The sequence below is a fragment of the Mycobacterium asiaticum genome (assembly GCF_001673365.1).
Classification (GTDB): Bacteria; Actinomycetota; Actinomycetes; order Mycobacteriales; family Mycobacteriaceae; genus Mycobacterium; species Mycobacterium asiaticum_A.
This window is the reverse complement of sequence record NZ_LZLS01000086.1, coordinates 25,147-42,675: the sequence shown is the minus strand read 5'-3', so window position 1 is coordinate 42,675 and position 17,529 is coordinate 25,147. Positions and strand designations below refer to the sequence as shown.

At 64.9% G+C, this 17,529-nt stretch carries 20 protein-coding genes; 15 read left to right on the top strand and 5 right to left on the bottom strand.

Features of this window, described 5'->3' with window-relative positions; translation table 11 throughout:
- Positions 1–264 precede the first annotated feature (264 nt).
- Entirely contained in the window at positions 265–1,068 is an 804-nt protein-coding gene (locus tag A5634_RS09165) for an SDR family NAD(P)-dependent oxidoreductase (protein WP_065143725.1), read from the top strand.
- A 32-nt stretch (positions 1,069–1,100) separates the two neighbouring features.
- Here the strand turns inward: A5634_RS09165 and A5634_RS09160 are convergent, their stop codons facing one another.
- Positions 1,101–2,351, bottom strand: coding sequence for a cytochrome P450 (locus A5634_RS09160; RefSeq protein ID WP_065143724.1), 1,251 nt, complete (start codon positions 2,349–2,351; stop codon positions 1,101–1,103).
- Between the two features lie 131 nt (positions 2,352–2,482).
- On the opposite strand from A5634_RS09160, the gene A5634_RS09155 reads away from it, so the two are divergent.
- Positions 2,483–3,541, top strand: coding sequence for an NAD(P)H-dependent amine dehydrogenase family protein (locus A5634_RS09155; protein ID WP_065143723.1), 1,059 nt, complete (start codon positions 2,483–2,485; stop codon positions 3,539–3,541).
- Here the strand turns inward: A5634_RS09155 and A5634_RS09150 are convergent.
- On the bottom strand, positions 3,533–4,678 hold the full coding sequence (locus A5634_RS09150; RefSeq protein WP_065143722.1) for an ABC transporter substrate-binding protein: 1,146 nt from the start codon (positions 4,676–4,678) through the stop codon (positions 3,533–3,535). The genes A5634_RS09155 and A5634_RS09150 overlap by 9 nt on opposite strands.
- Positions 4,679–4,718: 40 nt before the next feature.
- Between A5634_RS09150 and A5634_RS09145 the strand changes: the two genes are divergently transcribed.
- The 6 genes from A5634_RS09145 to A5634_RS09120 all read left to right on the top strand — a co-directional run bounded on the left by A5634_RS09145 (position 4,719) and on the right by A5634_RS09120 (position 9,023).
- Positions 4,719–5,360, top strand: coding sequence for a TetR/AcrR family transcriptional regulator (locus tag A5634_RS09145; protein ID WP_065143796.1), 642 nt, complete (start codon positions 4,719–4,721; stop codon positions 5,358–5,360).
- Positions 5,361–5,559: 199 nt separating this feature from the next.
- Positions 5,560–6,354, top strand: coding sequence for an SDR family oxidoreductase (locus A5634_RS09140; protein ID WP_065143721.1), 795 nt, complete (start codon positions 5,560–5,562; stop codon positions 6,352–6,354).
- Between the two features lie 54 nt (positions 6,355–6,408).
- Complete coding sequence (locus tag A5634_RS09135) at positions 6,409–7,572, top strand: NDMA-dependent alcohol dehydrogenase (protein WP_065143720.1); 1,164 nt, start codon at positions 6,409–6,411, stop codon at positions 7,570–7,572.
- Between the two features lie 108 nt (positions 7,573–7,680).
- Positions 7,681–8,070 (top strand): DUF805 domain-containing protein, encoded by a 390-nt coding sequence (locus A5634_RS09130; protein ID WP_065143719.1) that lies wholly within the window; start codon positions 7,681–7,683, stop codon positions 8,068–8,070.
- Positions 8,071–8,131: 61 nt separating this feature from the next.
- The gene (locus A5634_RS09125) at positions 8,132–8,755 is read left to right on the top strand and encodes a cutinase family protein (RefSeq protein WP_065143718.1); all 624 of its coding nucleotides are present in this window, start codon (positions 8,132–8,134) and stop codon (positions 8,753–8,755) included.
- A 34-nt stretch (positions 8,756–8,789) separates the two neighbouring features.
- Complete coding sequence (locus A5634_RS09120; RefSeq protein WP_065143717.1) at positions 8,790–9,023, top strand: DUF2510 domain-containing protein; 234 nt, start codon at positions 8,790–8,792, stop codon at positions 9,021–9,023.
- Here A5634_RS09120 and A5634_RS09115 read toward each other — a convergent pair.
- Together A5634_RS09115 and A5634_RS09110 are read right to left on the bottom strand one after the other, a co-directional pair.
- Positions 9,010–9,972, bottom strand: a complete 963-nt coding sequence (locus A5634_RS09115) for an alpha/beta fold hydrolase (protein ID WP_065143716.1) — start codon at positions 9,970–9,972, stop codon at positions 9,010–9,012. The genes A5634_RS09120 and A5634_RS09115 overlap by 14 nt on opposite strands.
- A gap of 8 nt (positions 9,973–9,980) precedes the next feature.
- Positions 9,981–10,307, bottom strand: coding sequence for a DUF732 domain-containing protein (locus tag A5634_RS09110; RefSeq protein ID WP_065143795.1), 327 nt, complete (start codon positions 10,305–10,307; stop codon positions 9,981–9,983).
- A gap of 98 nt (positions 10,308–10,405) precedes the next feature.
- Here A5634_RS09110 and A5634_RS09105 point away from each other — a divergent pair, with 98 nt between their 5' ends.
- From A5634_RS09105 to A5634_RS09095, 3 genes are all read left to right on the top strand, one after another.
- Positions 10,406–11,128 carry a Clp protease N-terminal domain-containing protein gene (locus tag A5634_RS09105; protein WP_065143715.1) on the top strand — a complete coding sequence of 241 codons (723 nt, stop codon included), beginning with the start codon at positions 10,406–10,408 and terminating at the stop codon, positions 11,126–11,128.
- Positions 11,129–11,205: 77 nt separating this feature from the next.
- Positions 11,206–11,742 carry a hypothetical protein gene (locus A5634_RS29300; protein WP_065143793.1) on the top strand — a complete coding sequence of 179 codons (537 nt, stop codon included), beginning with the start codon at positions 11,206–11,208 and terminating at the stop codon, positions 11,740–11,742.
- A gap of 1 nt (position 11,743) precedes the next feature.
- Positions 11,744–12,253, top strand: a complete 510-nt coding sequence (locus tag A5634_RS09095; RefSeq protein ID WP_065143794.1) for a GNAT family N-acetyltransferase — start codon at positions 11,744–11,746, stop codon at positions 12,251–12,253.
- Here the strand turns inward: A5634_RS09095 and zapE are convergent.
- Positions 12,228–13,331, bottom strand: coding sequence for a cell division protein ZapE (gene zapE, locus A5634_RS09090; protein WP_081290303.1), 1,104 nt, complete (start codon positions 13,329–13,331; stop codon positions 12,228–12,230). The genes A5634_RS09095 and zapE overlap by 26 nt on opposite strands.
- On the opposite strand from zapE, the gene A5634_RS09085 reads away from it, so the two are divergent.
- Genes A5634_RS09085 through msrB form a run of 4 tightly spaced genes read left to right on the top strand, consistent with a single transcriptional unit; the run spans position 13,330 to position 17,471 of the window.
- Positions 13,330–14,127: a pyrimidine reductase family protein gene (locus A5634_RS09085; RefSeq protein WP_065143714.1), complete on the top strand. Its 798-nt coding sequence runs from the start codon at positions 13,330–13,332 to the stop codon at positions 14,125–14,127. The genes zapE and A5634_RS09085 overlap by 2 nt on opposite strands.
- Before the next feature lie 23 nt (positions 14,128–14,150).
- A complete protein-coding gene (locus A5634_RS09080) occupies positions 14,151–15,710 on the top strand; it encodes an alpha/beta hydrolase (RefSeq protein WP_065143713.1) in 1,560 nt (519 codons plus the stop codon).
- A 22-nt stretch (positions 15,711–15,732) separates the two neighbouring features.
- The gene (aftC, locus tag A5634_RS09075; protein WP_065143712.1) at positions 15,733–17,031 is read left to right on the top strand and encodes an arabinofuranan 3-O-arabinosyltransferase; all 1,299 of its coding nucleotides are present in this window, start codon (positions 15,733–15,735) and stop codon (positions 17,029–17,031) included.
- A gap of 29 nt (positions 17,032–17,060) precedes the next feature.
- Positions 17,061–17,471, top strand: a complete 411-nt coding sequence (msrB, locus tag A5634_RS09070) for a peptide-methionine (R)-S-oxide reductase MsrB (protein ID WP_172831670.1) — start codon at positions 17,061–17,063, stop codon at positions 17,469–17,471.
- Positions 17,472–17,529: the final 58 nt, after the last annotated feature.

Below are 17,529 nucleotides of genomic sequence, written 5' to 3'. Positions count from 1 at the left end.
TGTATGCCGACAAGCTCCAGAGCAGGGTCGAGGATTGTGGCCCGCAGGGCTTCCCGTCCGGTAAAACCCGTCCCAATGTGCACGACCCGGTAGCTATCGACGGGGTGAGCAGTCACCTACCGCTCCCTTCTGTCCAATATCGCCACCGAGGCCGGCCTGATGCCCACGGCACGCCCACGCCGAGAATAGCAATTCTCGACATGCGACAATCACGCTAGCCCGCACGCTAGCCGCCACGGTAGGCCGAATTGGAAGGATGACTTCATGGATCTCGGTTTCCAAGGCGCCACCGCGGTCGTAACCGGAGGCAGCAAAGGGATGGGGCTCGCCATCGCCGAGAGCCTTGGGGGCGAGGGTGCCTCAGTGGCGATCATGGCGCGCGGGCGGCCTGGGTTGGACGCGGCCGCAGACCGAATCCGGCGAGCCGGCGCACGCGAGGTATTGCCGATCAGCGTAGACATGGCCGACGCGGATTCCATTGCAGCGGCGTTCGCATCTGTTGGTGAAGCGTGGGACAGGCTGAATGTCCTGGTGCACACTGTCGGCCCGAGCGCGGGCGCATTCGAGGATCTCGACGACGACGACTGGCACGCCGCATTCGATCTCGGCACGCTTTCGGCCGTGCGCTCGGTTCGGGCCGCCTTACCGCTGTTGCGATCGGCGGACTGGGCTCGGATCGTCACCCTTTCGGCGCACTCGATCCAGCGCCAGAGCTCGCGCCTGGTCGCCTATACGGCTACCAAGTCAGCGCTGTCGAGCTTTACCAAGAACCTGTCGAAAACCCTTGGTGCCGAGAGAATTCTCGTCAACTGCGTTTGCCCGGGGACCATCGTGACGGCTAGTTTCACCGAGATATTGCGCGACGTGCTGGCTGCGGACGGCCTCGACTCCTCGGACCCCAAGGACGTAATGACGTGGGTCGAAAAGACTTACGGTCATCCCTGTGACCTCGGTCGCGCCGGCTTGCCCGAAGAGATCGCTTCCGTCACCACGTATCTGGCGTCACGACGAAACGGTTACGTGACGGGGGCGACTGTGAACGTGGACGGCGGATCGGACTTCATCTGATTTCCGGTTGCGCGCCGACCGAAGCTCGTGGCTCAATCCCATACGACGTCGAGGCGCGGCGGCGAACGGAACATGGTGCCCTCCACATAGGGCGGCGGGGCGTCAGGGTCGAGCCGCAGCCCCGGCAGCTGGTCGAGCAGCGCGTTGAAGAACTTGGTGCTCTCGAGCCGAGCCAAGTGCATACCCAGGCACAGGTGCGCACCGTGACCGAATCCGATGTGCGGCTTGCGTTCACGGAAGATGTTGAACGACTCGGCGTTGTCCCAGCGGGTCTCATCGTGGTTGGCACTGCCGAGATTCACCATCATCGTCGACCCCTTCGGAATGTCGAGGCCGAAGAACTCGATGTCGGTGCTGACTTCCCGGATGAAGTTCAGCAGCGGTGTCTCCCAACGGATGCCCTCTTCGATGGCTTGTGGCAACAGGCTGCGGTCGGCGCGCACCGCATCGAGTTGGTCGGTGTGGGTCAGCAGAGCCAGCGCAAGGCTGGCGGTCGATCGGGAAGTGGTCTCCGCTCCCGCCGGTAGAAGGTTGCGCATGAACCCGTAAATCTGCTCGTCCGACATCTTGACACCGTCGATCTCGGCCTGCGACAGGATGGTCACCATGTCGTCCTTCGGCGTTTTGCGCCGGTCGGCGAGCACGCCGATGAAGTACTCCTTCATCTCCGCCGAGGCTTTAAGCGCGGTCTTCATGTCTGCGCGAAAGCCAAGCAAATCTATGGCCAGCCGGTGAAACTCGCCGACGTCGGATTCCGGCAGGCCGAGCAGCGCCGCGATGATCCGCACCGGGATCGGCATGAACACCGCGTCGACCAGGTCGGCACGCTTGTTGTCACGGAACTTGGCCCGGAATTTGGTAAGGGTGCGCTCGACGAGGGGACCAACGAGTTCGGTGTCCCAGCGTTTCATCGAGGACTTGGCAAAGGCGAATTCGTGCAACTTGCGGTAAGTGGCGTGCTCTGGCTCTTGCATCTCCAGGATCGTCGGCCCCTGCAGCGGCCGCACCATGTCCTCGTAGACCCGGGTGCTGAACGTGATGTTGTCGGTGAAAACGGCTTTGACGGCATCGAATGAGTAGGCTGTGAACGTCTTCGCGCCGTTGGGTCCGTCCTCGGGAACCCCCATTTCCGGCCAGCCCGGGTGAACGGCCGCTTTCTTGCGCAGCTCGCGCAGCAACGGGTACGGACTCGCGTCGCCGGCGGCGCCCATTCCGGCGTTGAACTTCTTCTGCGCCTCGCGGATGCGCTGGTCGATGTCGTCAGCAACGGTCGGTTCCACCACGTGTCACCCCTCGTCCAGCCGATCAACCTACATCCTGTTGGTTGCAAAGTTACCTGATGTATCTTTGACCGACCAGAAACCCGCCAATTCACGAAAGCACAACCTGGAGCGTTCGATTGGCTATTCGAGTCGTGCAATGGGCGACCGGCGCAGTCGGCCGCGCCGCCCTTCAGGAGCTTATTGAGAATCCGCGTTATCAACTGGTGGGCGTGCTGGTCTACGACCCGGCCAAGACGGGTCTCGACGCGGGCGCGCTGTGCGGTCTACCGCCCACGACGGGCGTGCTCGCCACGGCGGACAAGGACGAGATCGTCGCGCTGGGCGCAGATGTCGTCGTGCATGCGGCGAGCAAGGCCCACGCCGTCGAGACCAACGCCGAGGACATCTGCCGCCTGCTCGCGGCAGGGAGCAGCGTCATCACCACGACGTCCTACAACCACCTGCCCACCTACGGCGCGGAAACCGAAAGCGCGTTCGTCGAAGCCTGCCGACAGGGCGGGTCGCGGTTTCACGCGGCGGGCGAGAACCCCGGTTTCATGTTCGAGCGACTCGTGGCAACGGTGACCGCACTGAGTAAGACGATCGACCGCATCGACCTCTACGAGGCCACCGACGTTTCGGCCGTCGACAGCCGGCCGATGCTCGTCGACCTCATGGGCATGGGCCGGCCGCCGGAGGACGCCAGCATCGATTCCCCGATCATCAAGAAGCTCGACATGGCGTATCGCCAGGCTCTCAATGCCACGGCCGACGTCCTCGGGATCACGCTCACACACGTCGAGGTTTCGGTCGACGCGACCACGCTGCCCCACGACATCAAAGTTCTCGCCGGCACGATCGAGGCAGGAACCGTTGTTGGACAGCGATTTTCGTGGGTCGGACACTGGTCGGGACGGCCGCTGCTGGCCATCCACGAGGAGTGGGTGCTGACGCGTGACCTTCCGCAGTGGGGCATGGCGCCGCTGGCGCCCGGCGAGAAGGCGCCGCTGATCCGCGCGGTCATCAAGGGTGAACCCAGCTTCGATCTCCAGCTCGACGTCGGATCCGATCTGTCAGCGCCGACAGGCCGCCACGCCATGTCGGGTCATTTGATGATCGCGATGGGCGCGGTTCGCGCCATTCCCTACGTGCTGGCCCAACCGCCCGGCATCGTTACCGCGCCGGTATTCGGTGCGATCCAACTAGCTTGAGGCCAGTGCTACCGCGCGTGCGATGTGGTCGCTGGGTGCCGCATGGAAGACGTGAGCGGTGCCGTCCGGCAACACCCGTCGCGCGATGAGATAGTCCGAGCCCAGCCAGCCCTGTCGGATGAATCGCCCGAAACGCAAGAATGTTCCGGGAGCACCGCTGGCCGACGGCACGAGCTTCACCTGCTCCATCCCGGTCTTTACTCCCTCGCCGGTCAGCGGGCGGGCAGCGGCGAGGCCGCGCACGATCACCGTGGCCGCGTCGTGGCACAGGCCCGGCATCGAATGGGTCGGCCGACGCCCGTATCTGGCCTCGAACCGGTCGAGGAACGCCTGCCCGATGCTGTTGCGTTCGTCGTAGCTGTCCAGCCCGATCCAGCCGGACAGGTGCCGCATCCACTCCGCGTTGATGTGAGCCATTTCGAAAGCTGTCGTCGTATAACGCGGCGGATCCCAGCCTGCGGCCAATAGCGCATCGGTGAAGCCCCATAGGCCGTGCCCGAATCCGACGTGAACCAGCGCGTCGGGCTCCGAGGCACGCAGCGCGGCAACCGCATCGGACTTGTCGGCCTCCACCTGAGGAATCGCCACCGCGGCAACGACCGTCAAACCCGCTGCACCGTATGCCTTTTGGGCGGACGCGAGGTACTCCTTGCCGATAAGCGACGATTCGTAGGCGACGGCGATCCGTGACCGGCCGTCGCCGATCATCACTGCGGCCAGCATCACCGGCTCCTCCGCGATTGAGCCGTTGTTCAGCGCGAAACACCACTCGCCGAGCGCACCCTCTGAGCCAGAGAGGGTAAGGATCGGGACCCGCGCGGTGGCCTCGACGTGCGAGCGCAGCGGCACCACATTGTCCGACACCCAAGGCCCGTAAATGACCAGACAACCCTCGGCGACGAGCTCGTCGAAAGCGCGTTCCACCGCGAGGTAGGTGCCGTTGGGCAGGCCAACCACGTTGCGGGTGACGAGTTCGATTGGCCGGTCGAGCAACCCGCAGGAAAGCGCTTCGTCCATCACCAGCCGCAGCGCGTCGACGCTGTCGCTGTCGGTGTCGCCGCTGGTCGGATAGTCGTTGAGTAAGCCGACTTTCAGGGGAGCGACCGAACCATACGCGCGAACCCCGTCGTCTGCCATAGCCGCAACATACAGGATGAATGTTGTTACGATCGTCGGCATGGCCAAGCGTGGTGGGGCAGACGACGATCGTCGCGCCCGTGGCGAGCAGACCCGTCGCGCCCTGATCGACGCGGGCCGGCAACTGTTCGTGGAACGGGGATTCTTCAACACGAGCATCGGCAATCTGGTGACCACGTCCGGCGTCGGCACGCGCGGCGCTTTTTACCACCACTTCAAGGACAAGGCCGAGCTGTTTCGCGCCGTGTTCGAAGACGTCGAGAACGACCTCACGCTTCGATCCATCGCAGCTCCCCCGCCCGGCGCGGACCCATGGGAACGGCTCAGGAGCGGTCTACACGGATTTCTCGACGCGGCACAGGAACCGGCCGTGCAGCGGGTAATGCTCGTCGACGGACCCGTCGTGCTGGGCTGGCAAACCCTGCGCGAGATCCAGGAGCGCAACAGCATCGCCCTGATCAACGACGTGGTCCGCGAGGCGATCGCCGAGGGAATCATCGACGACCAACCCGTCGCGGAGCTGACGCACATGCTCGTCGCCGCGCTCGAGGAGGCCTCGCTGCTGGTTGCGCATGCCGCGAATCCCACTGCGGCGCGCCGTCGGGCCGCCCGGATCCTTGACCGACTCCTGCTCTCGTTTGCCGTTGCATCCCCAAAAGTCCCAAAAGTATTGCGGCGCTGATCGTTGTGGCTACCACGTGTCTGATAGCGGCGCGGCAGTGGAAACATGCATTTCCATATATCGAAACAGTTCCTCCGCTCGACTGATAACCTCGCTCTCAGCCTCTGCGCAAGGAGACCAATGCAGCCCGAAGACATGAACCTGGTGAGCGCCGACGATCATCTTTCGGGAGTCCTCGGCTTCGTCAACACCAAACTCGATGTCTGACAACGCAGAACGCGCGCTGCGGGTAGCTGTCGTCGGCGCATCCGCCGGGCTCGGCCGATGCATCGGGACGGGACTGGCCCACCGCGGCGCACGCGTCGCGCTGTTAGCGCGCCGATACGAACGGTTGGTCGAGGCCGCCGAGGAAGCCGGTAACGGCGCAGTCGCCGTCGCCTGTGACGTCACCATCGCCGACACCTGTCAGAAGGCGATATCCGACGCGGTCGACGCGCTCGGCGGTCTCGATGCGCTGGTGTACACCACCGGCATGGGCGTGCTCGCACCGCTGCGCGAGGTGACCGCGGATCAATGGGCGCAACTGTTCGCCACCAATGTCACCGGTGCCTCGATCGTCACCGCCGCCGCCGCGCCACACCTTGCCGCATCGGGAGGCTCTGCCGTGTACCTGTCCTCGCTCAGCGCGTCCTACACAACCCCGTGGCCAATGCTCGGGGCCTACGCGGTGACCAAGGGCGCGCTCGACAAGCTGGTCGAAGCCTGGCGCGCCGAACATCCGGAGATCGGCTTCACCCGACTCGCGGTCGGCGACAGCCTCGGCGGCACCGGCGATGCACAGACCGAGTTCAGCAAGAACTGGGACCCCGCGGTCCTGGAATCTGCAATCAGGTACTGGATGGAGAACAAGTACATGCTGGGTGGTCTCGTCGACGCCGAGCATCTGACCGATGTCGTCAACGCCGTCATTCGTTGCGGCAACAGCAGTTTCATCCCTCAGCTGACACTGGCCCCACGCGCCTCCGGCGCAGTAAAGGAACTCCGGAAATGGTGACTTGGCCGGCCCCCTAGGCCGAGTCGCCCTCCCCCAAAAAGCGAAAGCGGCGCGATGAAGTCCAAAGCAGCGGTCTTGCGTGGTGTTGGTGTCGACTGGGAAGTCACCGAAGTAGAACTCGATCCGCCGCACGCCGGGGAAGTTCTGGTCAAGATGGCCTACGCCGGCGTCTGTCACTCCGACGAGCACTTCTATACCGGCGACAGTGTGCCGTCCGCGGACATGGAAGAGATGATGCGGGCCGCCGGTCGTCCGGTGCCGGAGTGGTTCCCCATGCTCGGCGGGCACGAGGGGTCCGGTGTCGTGGCGGCGGTCGGCCCCGAGGTGCGGACGCTGAAAGCCGGTGACCACGTGGCCATCTCGTTTCTGCCTGCCTGCGGCAGCTGCCGATGGTGCTCCGCCGGCCACACGTATCTGTGCGACGTCGGGGCCGACATCTACGACAAGGCGATGACCACCGACCGGACCCGGCGACGCCACCTCGGCGGCGAAGACCTCATGGCGATGATGCAGGTCGGCACCTTCTCCGAGTACGTAGTCGCATCCGAGCGCTCGCTGGTCAAGATTCACGACTGGATACCCCTGGAGGCTGCATCGCTGGTGTCCTGCGGTGTGACAACGGGATTCGGCTCTGGTTCGGTCGCGGCAGGCACCGAGGTGGGCGACACGGTCGTCGTTGTCGGTGTCGGCGGGATCGGCATGAACGCCGTGCAGGGCGCAAAGATCGCGGGCGCCAAGCACATCGTCGCCGTCGATCCCAACGAGTTCAAACGGGCGGTCGCACCGAGCTTCGGCGCTACCCACACGGCTACCGACACCGGCGCCGCGCTGGAACTGGTCAAGGGGATCACCTGGGGCGTGATGGCCGACCGGGTCGTCCTGACACCGGGCGTCGTGCCGGTGGACATGGTGCTGATGGCGATGCTGTTGTTGCGCAAGGGCGGAACCTGTGTCCTCACCGGCATGGCCAAGCTCACCGACATGATGGTGCCGATGATGCTCAGTGACATGGTCAGCTCGTGCAAGACGTTCAAAGGCGTGCTCTACGGCGAGATGAACCCCCGCGAGGCCATGCCGAAACTACTGTCGATGTATGAGGCGGGCCTGCTCAAGCTCGATGAGCTGGTCACCCAGAAGTACAAGCTCGACGACATCAACGAGGCCATGAAAGATCTTCGCGCGGGCAAGAACATCCGCGGCGTCATCGCTTTCGAGTGATTCGACAGCATTACCTGCGGTTTGCGGATATCTGCAATTGTGCGCCCGACGCCGTCGACGCCGTGCTAGGTTTCGCTCCACCAAACCAACGTCGAGGCGGGTGATGAGATGGGCTTCGGACAAGCGATCTCAACCGGATTCATCAAATACTTCAATTTCAGCGACCGGGCCTGCCGATCCGAATTCTGGTACTGGACCCTGTTTACCTTCATCGTCAGCTTGGGGACGTCCATCATCGACGCCCAGTTGGACTCACAAATAGTCAGCGGACTTTTTTCGCTCGCGACTTTCATCCCCAGCATCGCCGTCAGCGTTCGCCGCCTACACGACATCGATCGCACCGGTTGGTGGGTTCTGATCGCGTTTGTGCCGTTACTCGGCATCGTCGTTCTGCTCGTCTTCTGGGTTACCGAGGGGACCCGTGGGACCAACCAGTATGGTCCGAATCCCCTAGCCGCAGAACCATTTCCAGACCAGCAATTCGGCGCGAGGACTTAGCGCAGGATGCGCGCTGCGCCGCGCTAGTGGCGCGCTTAGATAAAATCCGTAACATCGCTTCATGGGGCGTGTTGCGAAATCACCAGGTGCATTATTGAGTCAGGCGGGCCTGCTCGCCACGGCATTGGTGATCGCCCTGGCGGTCGCACCCGGCAAGCCGGCGGCATTGATCCCTACCGCATCAGCGGCCTGCCCTGGTGCCGAAGTCGTCTTCGCTCGCGGTCGGGAGGAACCGCCCGGGGTTGGCGCTGTCGGCGACGTACTAGTCAGTTCGCTGCGCTCCAAGACCAACGTCTCGATCGGGGTGTACGGCGTCAACTATCCCGCCAACATCAGCGTCGACAGCGGCGCCAGCGACATGAGCGCCCACGTTCAGTCAATGGCCAAAGATTGCCCGAACACCCGCGAGGTGCTCGGCGGCTATTCGCTGGGTGCAGAGGTGGCTGACCTGGCGATCTGGCGCCGGCTGCCAGCGGGAATGGAGCAACACGTAGCGGCGGTCGCGTTGTTCGGCAACGGCACCCGGGGAGTCCCCCCGGCCTATGCGTCGAAGACCATCGACCAGTGCGCCCAGGGCGACCCGATTTGCGGCAGAGGCACGAATTGGCCATCGCACCTGCAGCCGTCCTATATCGACTCCGGGCTGGTAGACCAGGCGGCCAGCTTCGTCGCCGGAAAGCTCTAGCATCAGCCGCGGGGCGCACTGATTCAATGGGTCTATGGTCACTCTGCTGATCTTGATCGTGATGGCACTTGTCGGGCTCGTCGTTGTCGCCGGGATCATTGTGGTGCTGGTGCGCCTCGTCGATTCGCCCAAGTCGCAACCCGACCAGTGGCAGTCCGCGGCCGTGCCGGGTTGGTACCCGGACCACAACGACCCGAAGGTGTTGCGCTACTTCGACGGTCGCGCGTGGACGGCAAACACCAGGGACAACGAGCCTAGTCCGAATTAGATTGTCCCGCAAGAGATTCGATGACCTCGACCAATTTCTCGGGCGCTTCCCAATTCAACGCGTGCCCGGCGCCGGGCACCGTGACGAGCCGGGCGCCTGGGATGCCGTCGGCGAGCCGTCGAGAGTGGATTGGCGGGGTGGTGCGATCCGCGGCGCCGACCATAACGACCGTGGGCACCGCGATCTCGCCGAGGCGCGGGTAGCGGTCTTCACGCGAGAAAGCCCGCACGATCGGTAGCAGCGGGCCGTGTTCGGCGACGTGCTGCTGGAATCCCTCAGTGAAGATCGCGACCATCGCCGGTGACGGACGCGTACCGCATTGCGCGGCACCAAAGAGCACCGCGATCGTCTTGATCCGGATGAGCCGTTGCAGGATGCCGAGTTCGAGCAAGGGAATCTGCAGCTTGTTCTGCGGTGCCCCGTCCAGCACCCGGCCGGCCCAGGTGGCGAACAGCACCACCCCGCGCAGCCGCTGCGCGAAATCGGGATGGTCCAGCAGGGCTCGGATCGTCACGAAGCCGCCCATCGAGTGCCCCACCAGCACAGCGTCGGAGACGTCGAAATGCCGCAGCACGGCCGCGACGTCGGCGGCCATCGACTCCGATCCGATCCCATCGGAGCCGAGCGTCGAGCGACCGTGGCCGCGCTGATCGAAAGCAATTACCCGAAAGCCCCGCGCCAACAGGTCATCCCAGACCACGTTCCACTCCGCGAGGGTGACCGTGTAGCCGTGGACCAGGACCACCGGCGGCCCCTGCCCCGCGACCAGCGCGCGCAGCACCGTCCCGTCCGGACGGGTGATCGTTACTTCCTCGCCGTTCGGTTCGGCGAGTAGCTGTTCGCGCGTGAACGGATCCGGATTGCGCCGGATCCAACCGACCAGCGCCCGAAGACCGCCCCAGCCCAATAGGCCGGTGGTCAACAATGCCGCAGTCGCGCCCATCCTCATCGTGAGACTCAGCCGCCGGACGTCGACTGCGCGTTGGGCAACTGCGCCGGACAGTAAACACCCGCCGAGATCGCGGTGAATTTCGCGGCGTTGGTCTGGGTCAACCCCGGGTTCCCGTCTTGAAGAACCTTGACGACCTCGATGCCGGATTTGCCTTCATTGGCCATCTCGCACACCTTCTTCCCGGCGGCGATCGCGCTGTCCGGGTCCTTATAGCTGATACCGGCGGCGCCGAGTGAGACCAGAAAAGCCTGGTCCTGATTGGCATCCGCGTGCGCGGGCCATACCGTACCGAGCGCGGCGACAAGGCCAACCAACGTCAGCAGGAGTTTCATAGTGCTCTGATCGTCGCAGAGCACCCGCGCAACCGCATCCCGACACAAACGTCAACCCAAGGTTGACACGAGCGCAGCGTCAACCTAACGTTGACGCCATGGTGCAGCCGACTCCAATCGCCTACCCGGTCCGCCTCGACGAACTGATCAACGCGATCAAGAAGGTCCACAGCGACGCCCTCGATCAGCTTGCCGATGCCGTCCTGACCGCAGAGAGTCTCGGCGAGGTCGCGGACCACCTGATCGGCCACTTCGTCGATCAAGCCCGCCGCTCGGGAGCATCCTGGACCGACATCGGCAAGGCCATGGGGGTCACCAAACAGGCGGCACAAAAGCGGTTCGTCCCGAAAGCCGACACCACCCCACTCGACCCCGACCAAGGATTCGCCCGGTTCACCCCACGCGCCCGAAACGCCGTTGTCGCGGCGCAGAACGCCGCACACCAAGCCCGCAACAGCCAGATCACGCCTGAACATCTACTACTCGGCGTGCTAGACGATCCGGCGGCACTCGCCACGCTGCTGCTGCAACGGCAGCAGATCGACGTCGAGGAATTACGCAGCGCCGTGCAACTGCCTGACGCCGCCGCCGAGATCCCCGCGCTGATTCCGTTCAGCGGGCCATCCCGCAAGGTACTCGAGTTGACCTTCCGCGAGGCACTTCGGTTGGGCCACAACTACATCGGCACCGAACACCTACTGCTAGCACTGCTCGAACTCGACGACGGGCAAGGCCCGCTGCACGGGGTGGACAAACAACGGGTCGAGGTGGACCTGATTGCCGCACTCGAGTCCCTCTCAGGCGGGTCCGCCGAGGCCTGAGTGCGCCAACCCCTCCCCTTCGCATTACCGCGTGTGTAATCATGCGATGGTCCGGACAACAAGCCCAGGAGGCGAAGATGCACCGCAGGCTGATCGTCCTTTTCGCCTTCTTCGCCACCGTGGTGGTCACGACATCGGTCATGTTGTCGGTGGACGCCGCGCTGCCGCGCGCGCAGGCCGGCGACGCGCCGATCGGCCACATCGGTGACACGTTGCGGGTAGACACCGGCACCTACGTGGCCGACGTGACCGTCACCAGCGTGGTACCTGTCGACCCGCCGCCGGGATTCGGCTACACGCGCAGTGGTGTCCCGGTGAAAAGCTTCCCCGACAGCTCGGTAGCGCGCGCCGACGTAGTGGTGCGCGCAGTCCGAGTGCCCAATTCCCACATCATGGCGACCAACTTCAGCTTCGACGGCGTCACGCCCTTCGCCGACGCCTACAAGCCGCGGCCCTGCGATGCGCCGGACTGGCTGGACGCCGTGTTGGCAAATGCGCCGCAGGGAGCGGTCGTTCGCGGCGGGGTGTACTGGGACGCCTACCGCGACCCGGTGTCCACGGTCGTGCTGCTGGACCGGAAGACGGGCGAGCACCTCGCACAGTGGAATCTTTGACCTGCACGTAGCGGTCGCACGCGCCGGTGACGCCGACGAACTGGCCGAGATCGCCGCGCGCACTTTCACATTGGCCTGCCCACCCGCGGTGACAGCGGAGAACGTCGCCTCGTTCGTCAACGCCAAGTTGTCCCGCGCCCGGTTCGCCGAATATCTGGCCGATCCCGACCGCTCGATCCTCGCCGGCCGTCATGACGGCCGAATCGTGGGCTATGCCATGCTCATTCGCGACGGCGACGGTGAGCGGGAGGGCGAAAGCGCCGAACTATCCAAGCTCTACGTACTGCCCGAATGGCACGGTACCGGCGTGGCCGCGACACTGATGGAAGCCGTGCTCGTCCGCGCTGCGGCGTGGGGCGCCCGCAGTGTGTGGCTGGGTGTCAACCAGGAAAATCAACGCGCGCAACGCTTTTACGTCAAAAGCGGCTTTGTGGTCAGCGGCACCAGAACGTTTCGGCTGGGCACCCATGTGGAGAACGACTACGTCATGACCCGGGCGGTCGCGCGGTAAGAGCCAGCAATCTGGACGTCGCGCGCAGATACTTCTTTCGGTAGCCCCCGGCCAGCATCTCCGCACTGAAAATGCTGTCCAGCTTCGCCCCCGACGCCGCCACCGGAATGCCCGCGTCGTAAAGGCGGTCGGTCAGCGCAACCAGGCGCAGCGCGACGTTCTGGTCGTCCAAACCGTGCACTCCGGTCAAGAACACAGCCGTCACGCCCTCGATCAACGTCAGATACCGCGACGGATGCATGGTGGCCAGGTGCGCGCACAACGCGTCGAAGTCGTCCAGCGTCGACCCGCCCAACGCGGCGGCACGCGCGGTGACGTCATTGTCGGACAACGGTGGTGGCGCCGGCGGTAGGTCGCGGTGCCGGTAGTCCGGGCCTTCGATCCGCACGGTGGTGAAAATGCTTGCCAGCGTATTGATTTCACGCATGAAATCCTGGGCGGCAAACCGCCCCTCGCCCAGTTGCTCGGGCAATGTGTTCGAGGTCGCGGCCACCGACACACCCCGCTCGACCAACGACGAGAGCAGCCGTGAGATCAGCGTGGTGTTGCCCGGATCGTCCAGTTCGAATTCGTCGATGCACACCGCGGTGTAGTTGCTCAGCAGGTCGACGCATTCGGCGAAGCCGAACACACCGGCCAGTTGCGTCAGCTCACCGAAAGTTGCGAAGGCTTTAGGGTTTTCGGCCGCGCCAGGCCCGGCTCCAGGTAGTTGGTAGTACGCCGAGGCCAGCAGGTGGGTCTTACCCACACCGAACCCGCCGTCGAGGTAGAGCCCGACGCCGGGCAGCACCTCGCGCCGGCCGAACAGCTTCTTGCGGCCCGCCCGTCGCTGCTGCGCCTCCCGGCAGAATTCCTGGCACGAAACCAGCGCCGCGGCCTGGGTCGGCTCCGCGACATCGGGACGATACGTCGCAAAGCTCACATCAGCGAACGTCGGTGGCGGTCGTAATTGAGCGATCAACCGCTCCGGTGTCACCGAAGGATGCCGATCCACCAGGTGAGCCACTCCGGGCCCGGAAGCCGAATAGGAGGACCCGTGCATGGTGGCACTGTAGCGACGTGCTGCAATCAAACCCATGCCCGACTTCGAGGGCGGTATCGCAGCTGGCCTGGCCGCAGAGACCTCACTGAAGCTGCTCGGCTCCCAAGGCGAACTCGGCCACGACGAGCTTCCCCGCCTTTACGGCTACCCGGGTGACCACACCACCTACGTCCGCGCGAATTTCATCACCAGCCTCGACGGCGGCGCCACCGTCAACGGTCTGAGCGGCGCGCTGGCCGGACCTGGGGACCGTGCCGTCTTCGTCGTCCTGCGTGAACTCGCCGACGTCGTCGTGGTCGGTGCGGGCACGGTCCGGTCCGAGGGTTACTCCGGCGCCCACCTGAGCGTCGCGCAGCGCCAAAACCGGCAGGCCCGCAGCCAGAACGAAATCCCGCCGCTGGCGATCGTGACAAAAACGGGCCGCTTGGACCGCGACCTGGCCGTGTTCACCCGCACCGAGGTGCCACCGTTGGTGCTCACCTGCACCGCGGTCGCCGAAGAAACCCGCCGGCAGTTGGCCGGGCTGGTCGCCGAGGTGATCGACTGTTCCGGCGACGACCCCGGCGAGGTCGACCCGGCGGCGATCGTGTCCAACCTGGCGCAGCGTGGCCTGCATAGCGTGCTGACCGAGGGCGGGCCGACGCTGCTCGGCGCGTTCATCGAGGCCGACCTGCTCGACGAGCTGTGTTTGACCATCGCGCCGTTCGTGGTCGGCGGATTGGCCCACCGCATCGCGGCTGGACCGGGGCAGCTGCAGACCCGGATGCGTTGTGCGCATGTCCTCACCGACGACGCGGGCTATCTGTATACGCGCTACATAAAGGCCACCTAGCGGTTCCCGCTACTGTGGTCGGCATGCGTCGGCACCTCACGTCCGCCACGATTCTGGTGGCGGTCACCACAGTGCTGGCCGGCTGCGTTCCCGCCTTCGGTGCCGATCCCCGTTTCGCCACCAACTCCGGCGCCCGGCCCCAGGGCGCGGCCACCACAAAACCGCCGCCCAGCGGGCCGCCCCCCATCGCCGCGCCCAAGAACGACCTGTCCTGGCGTGACTGCACGTCAAAGGTCAACGCGGATGCGGGTGTTCCTGGCGCCCCGGGAGTCAAGCTGGAATGCGCCACCTTCGACTCCGACCTCGACCCGGTCAACGGCGGGTCGGGCTCGGTCAGCGTCGGCGTGGTGCGCGCCCGCTCGGGTAAGACGCCCAAGGACGCGGGACCGCTGATCTTCACCACCGGCTCAGACATCGCATCGTCGACGCAGCTACCGGTCTGGTTGTCCCACGCGGGCGCCGACGTACTGGACGCCCATCCGATCGTCGCCATCGACCGCCGCGGCATTGGCATGTCCAGCCCGATCGACTGTCGCGACCGCCTCGACCGTGAAGAGATGCGTGACCAGGCTCAGTTCCAAACCGGCGACGACCCGGTGGCCAACCTTTCGGAAATCTCCAACACCGCCACCACCAACTGCACCGATGCGATCGCCCCTGGTGATTCGGCCTATGACAACACCCACGCGGCATCCGACATCGAGCGGCTGCGCAACATTTGGGATGTCCCAGCGGTTGCCCTGGTCGGCATCGGAAACGGCGCGCAGGTGGCGCTGACGTATGCCGGATCGCGTCCGGACAAGGTCGCCCGGTTGATCCTCGACTCGCCGGTGGCCATCGGCACCAGCGCCGAAGCGGCCGCCGAACAACAGGTCAAGGGCCAGCAGGCGGCGCTGGACGCGTTCGCTGCGCAGTGTGTGGCGGTGAACTGTGCGCTGGGCCCCGATCCCAAGGGCGCGGTAACAGCACTGCTGACCAGCGCGCGAAGCGGCCAGGGCGTGAGCGGTGCTTCGGTCGCAGCTATCGTCGGCGCCATCACCACCGCGCTTGGGTTCCCGCTCGGCGATCGCGTTGCCAACACCACCAACCTGGCCAACGCACTGGCGGCCGCGCGCAGCGGTGACATGAACCAGCTGAACAACCTGATCAACCGCTCCGAGAGCACCCAATACAGCGACGGCCAGTTCGTCAACGGCTGCAGCGACGCGGTGAACCGGCCCACCCCGGACCGGGTGCGCGAGCTCGTTGTCGCCTGGGCCAAGCTCTACCCGCAGTTCGGCACCGTGGCAGCGCTCAACCTCGTCAAATGCGTGCACTGGCCCAGCGGGTCGACACCCCAAGCGCCCAAGGAACTCAAAGTCGACGTGCTGCTGCTGGGCGTCCAGAACGACCCGATCGCCGGCAACGAGGGCGTCGCCGCGACAGCCGCGACCGTCATCAACGCGAACTCCGCCAGCAAGCGGGTGATGTGGCAGGGCATCGGCCACGGCGCCAGCATCTACTCCTCGTGCGCGGTTCCACCGCTGGTCGGTTACCTGGACAGCGGCAAGCTGCCCGGCACCGACACGTACTGCCCCGCCTGATCCCGGATCGCCGCACCGGCCGGTGTACGGTGCGACGGTGACGGCAGCTGACTCGACCAGAACCGGCTTGCGCGAATCCGTACAGGCCGCATTCCGTCCCGGCCCACACAGCACCGCATCGATCCTGCGGGCCGTGCTGTGGCCGGTGGCCATCCTGTCGGTGTTGCACCGCAGCATCGTGTTGACCACCAACGGCAACATCACCGACGATTTCAAGCCGGTGTACCGGGCCGCATTGAATTTTCGGCAGGGCCTGGACATCTACAACGAGCACTTCGACTACGTCGACCCGCACTACCTGTACCCCCCCGGTGGCACCCTGTTGATGGCCCCGTTCGGGTACCTGTCGTTTGCGCCGTCGCGCTACTTGTTCATTTCCATCAACACCATCGCCATCTTGGTCGCCGCGTACCTGTTGCTGCGGATGTTCAACTTCACGCTCTCCTCGGTAGCCGCACCGGCCCTGATCCTGGCCATGTTCTGCACTGAAACCGTCACCAACACACTGGTATTCACCAACATCAACGGCTGCATCCTGCTGCTGGAGGTGTTGTTCCTGAAGTGGCTGCTGGACGGCCGACCCAGTGCCCAGTGGATGGCGGGACTGGCCATCGGGCTGACGCTCGTGCTCAAACCGCTGCTCGGCCCGTTGTTGCTGCTGCCGCTGCTCAACCGGCAGTGGCGGGCGTGGGTGACGGCGCTGATCATCCCCGTCGTCCTCAATCTTGCCGCGATCCCGCTGGTGTCGCGCCCGATGGACTTCTTCACCCGGACCCTGCCCTACATCCTGGGCGTGCGGGACTACTTCAACAGCTCGATCGAGGGCAACGGGGTGTACTTCGGCCTGCCCTTCTGGCTGATCATCGCCCTGCGACTGCTCTTCACCGCGATCGCCATCGGCGCGTTGTGGCTGCTGTACCGCTACTACCGGACCCGCGACCCGCTGTTCTGGTTCACCACCTCCTCCGGTGTGCTGCTGCTGTGGTCATGGCTGGCGATGTCGCTGGCCCAGGGCTACTACTCGATGATGCTTTTCCCGTTCCTGATGACCGTCGTCCTGCCCAACTCGGTAATCCGCAATTGGCCTGCCTGGCTGGGGATTTACGGGTTCATGACGCTGGACCGCTGGCTGCTGTTCAACTGGATGCGGTGGGGGCGGGCCATGGAATACCTGAAGATCACCTACGGTTGGTCACTGTTGCTGATCGTGACGTTCACGGTGCTCTACTTCCGCTTCCTGGATGCCAAGGCCGAGAACCGATTGGACGACGGCATAGACCCGGCGTGGCTGAGCACCGAGCGAGACCGCGCTAGCGTGTAAGTGACGTTAGGAGTTGCGAGATGACTGAAATCGCGCGTCCCAAGCTCACCCTCTCCGACGACGAGTGGCGCAAGAAGCTCAACCCGCAGGAGTTCGACGTGCTACGCCGCGCCGGCACCGAGCGGCCCTTCACTGGCAGGTACACCGACACCAAGACCAAGGGCGTCTACCAGTGCCGGGCCTGCGGTGCCGAATTGTTCCGCAGCACTGAGAAATTCGAGTCACACTGCGGCTGGCCGTCGTTCTTCGACCCGTCAAGTTCCGACGCCGTGATCCTGCGTCCGGATCACTCGATGGGCGCCATCCGCACCGAGGTGCTGTGCGCGAACTGCCACAGCCACCTGGGTCATGTGTTCTCCGGCGAGGGCTATCCGACGCCCACCGATCAGCGCTACTGCATCAACTCGATTTCGCTGCACCTGGTCCCCGACGAGGCCTAGCGCCCCCGGCCGACCTCTCGCCGCGCCCCCGCCGAGTGTGTATTTCACGACGCTCCGC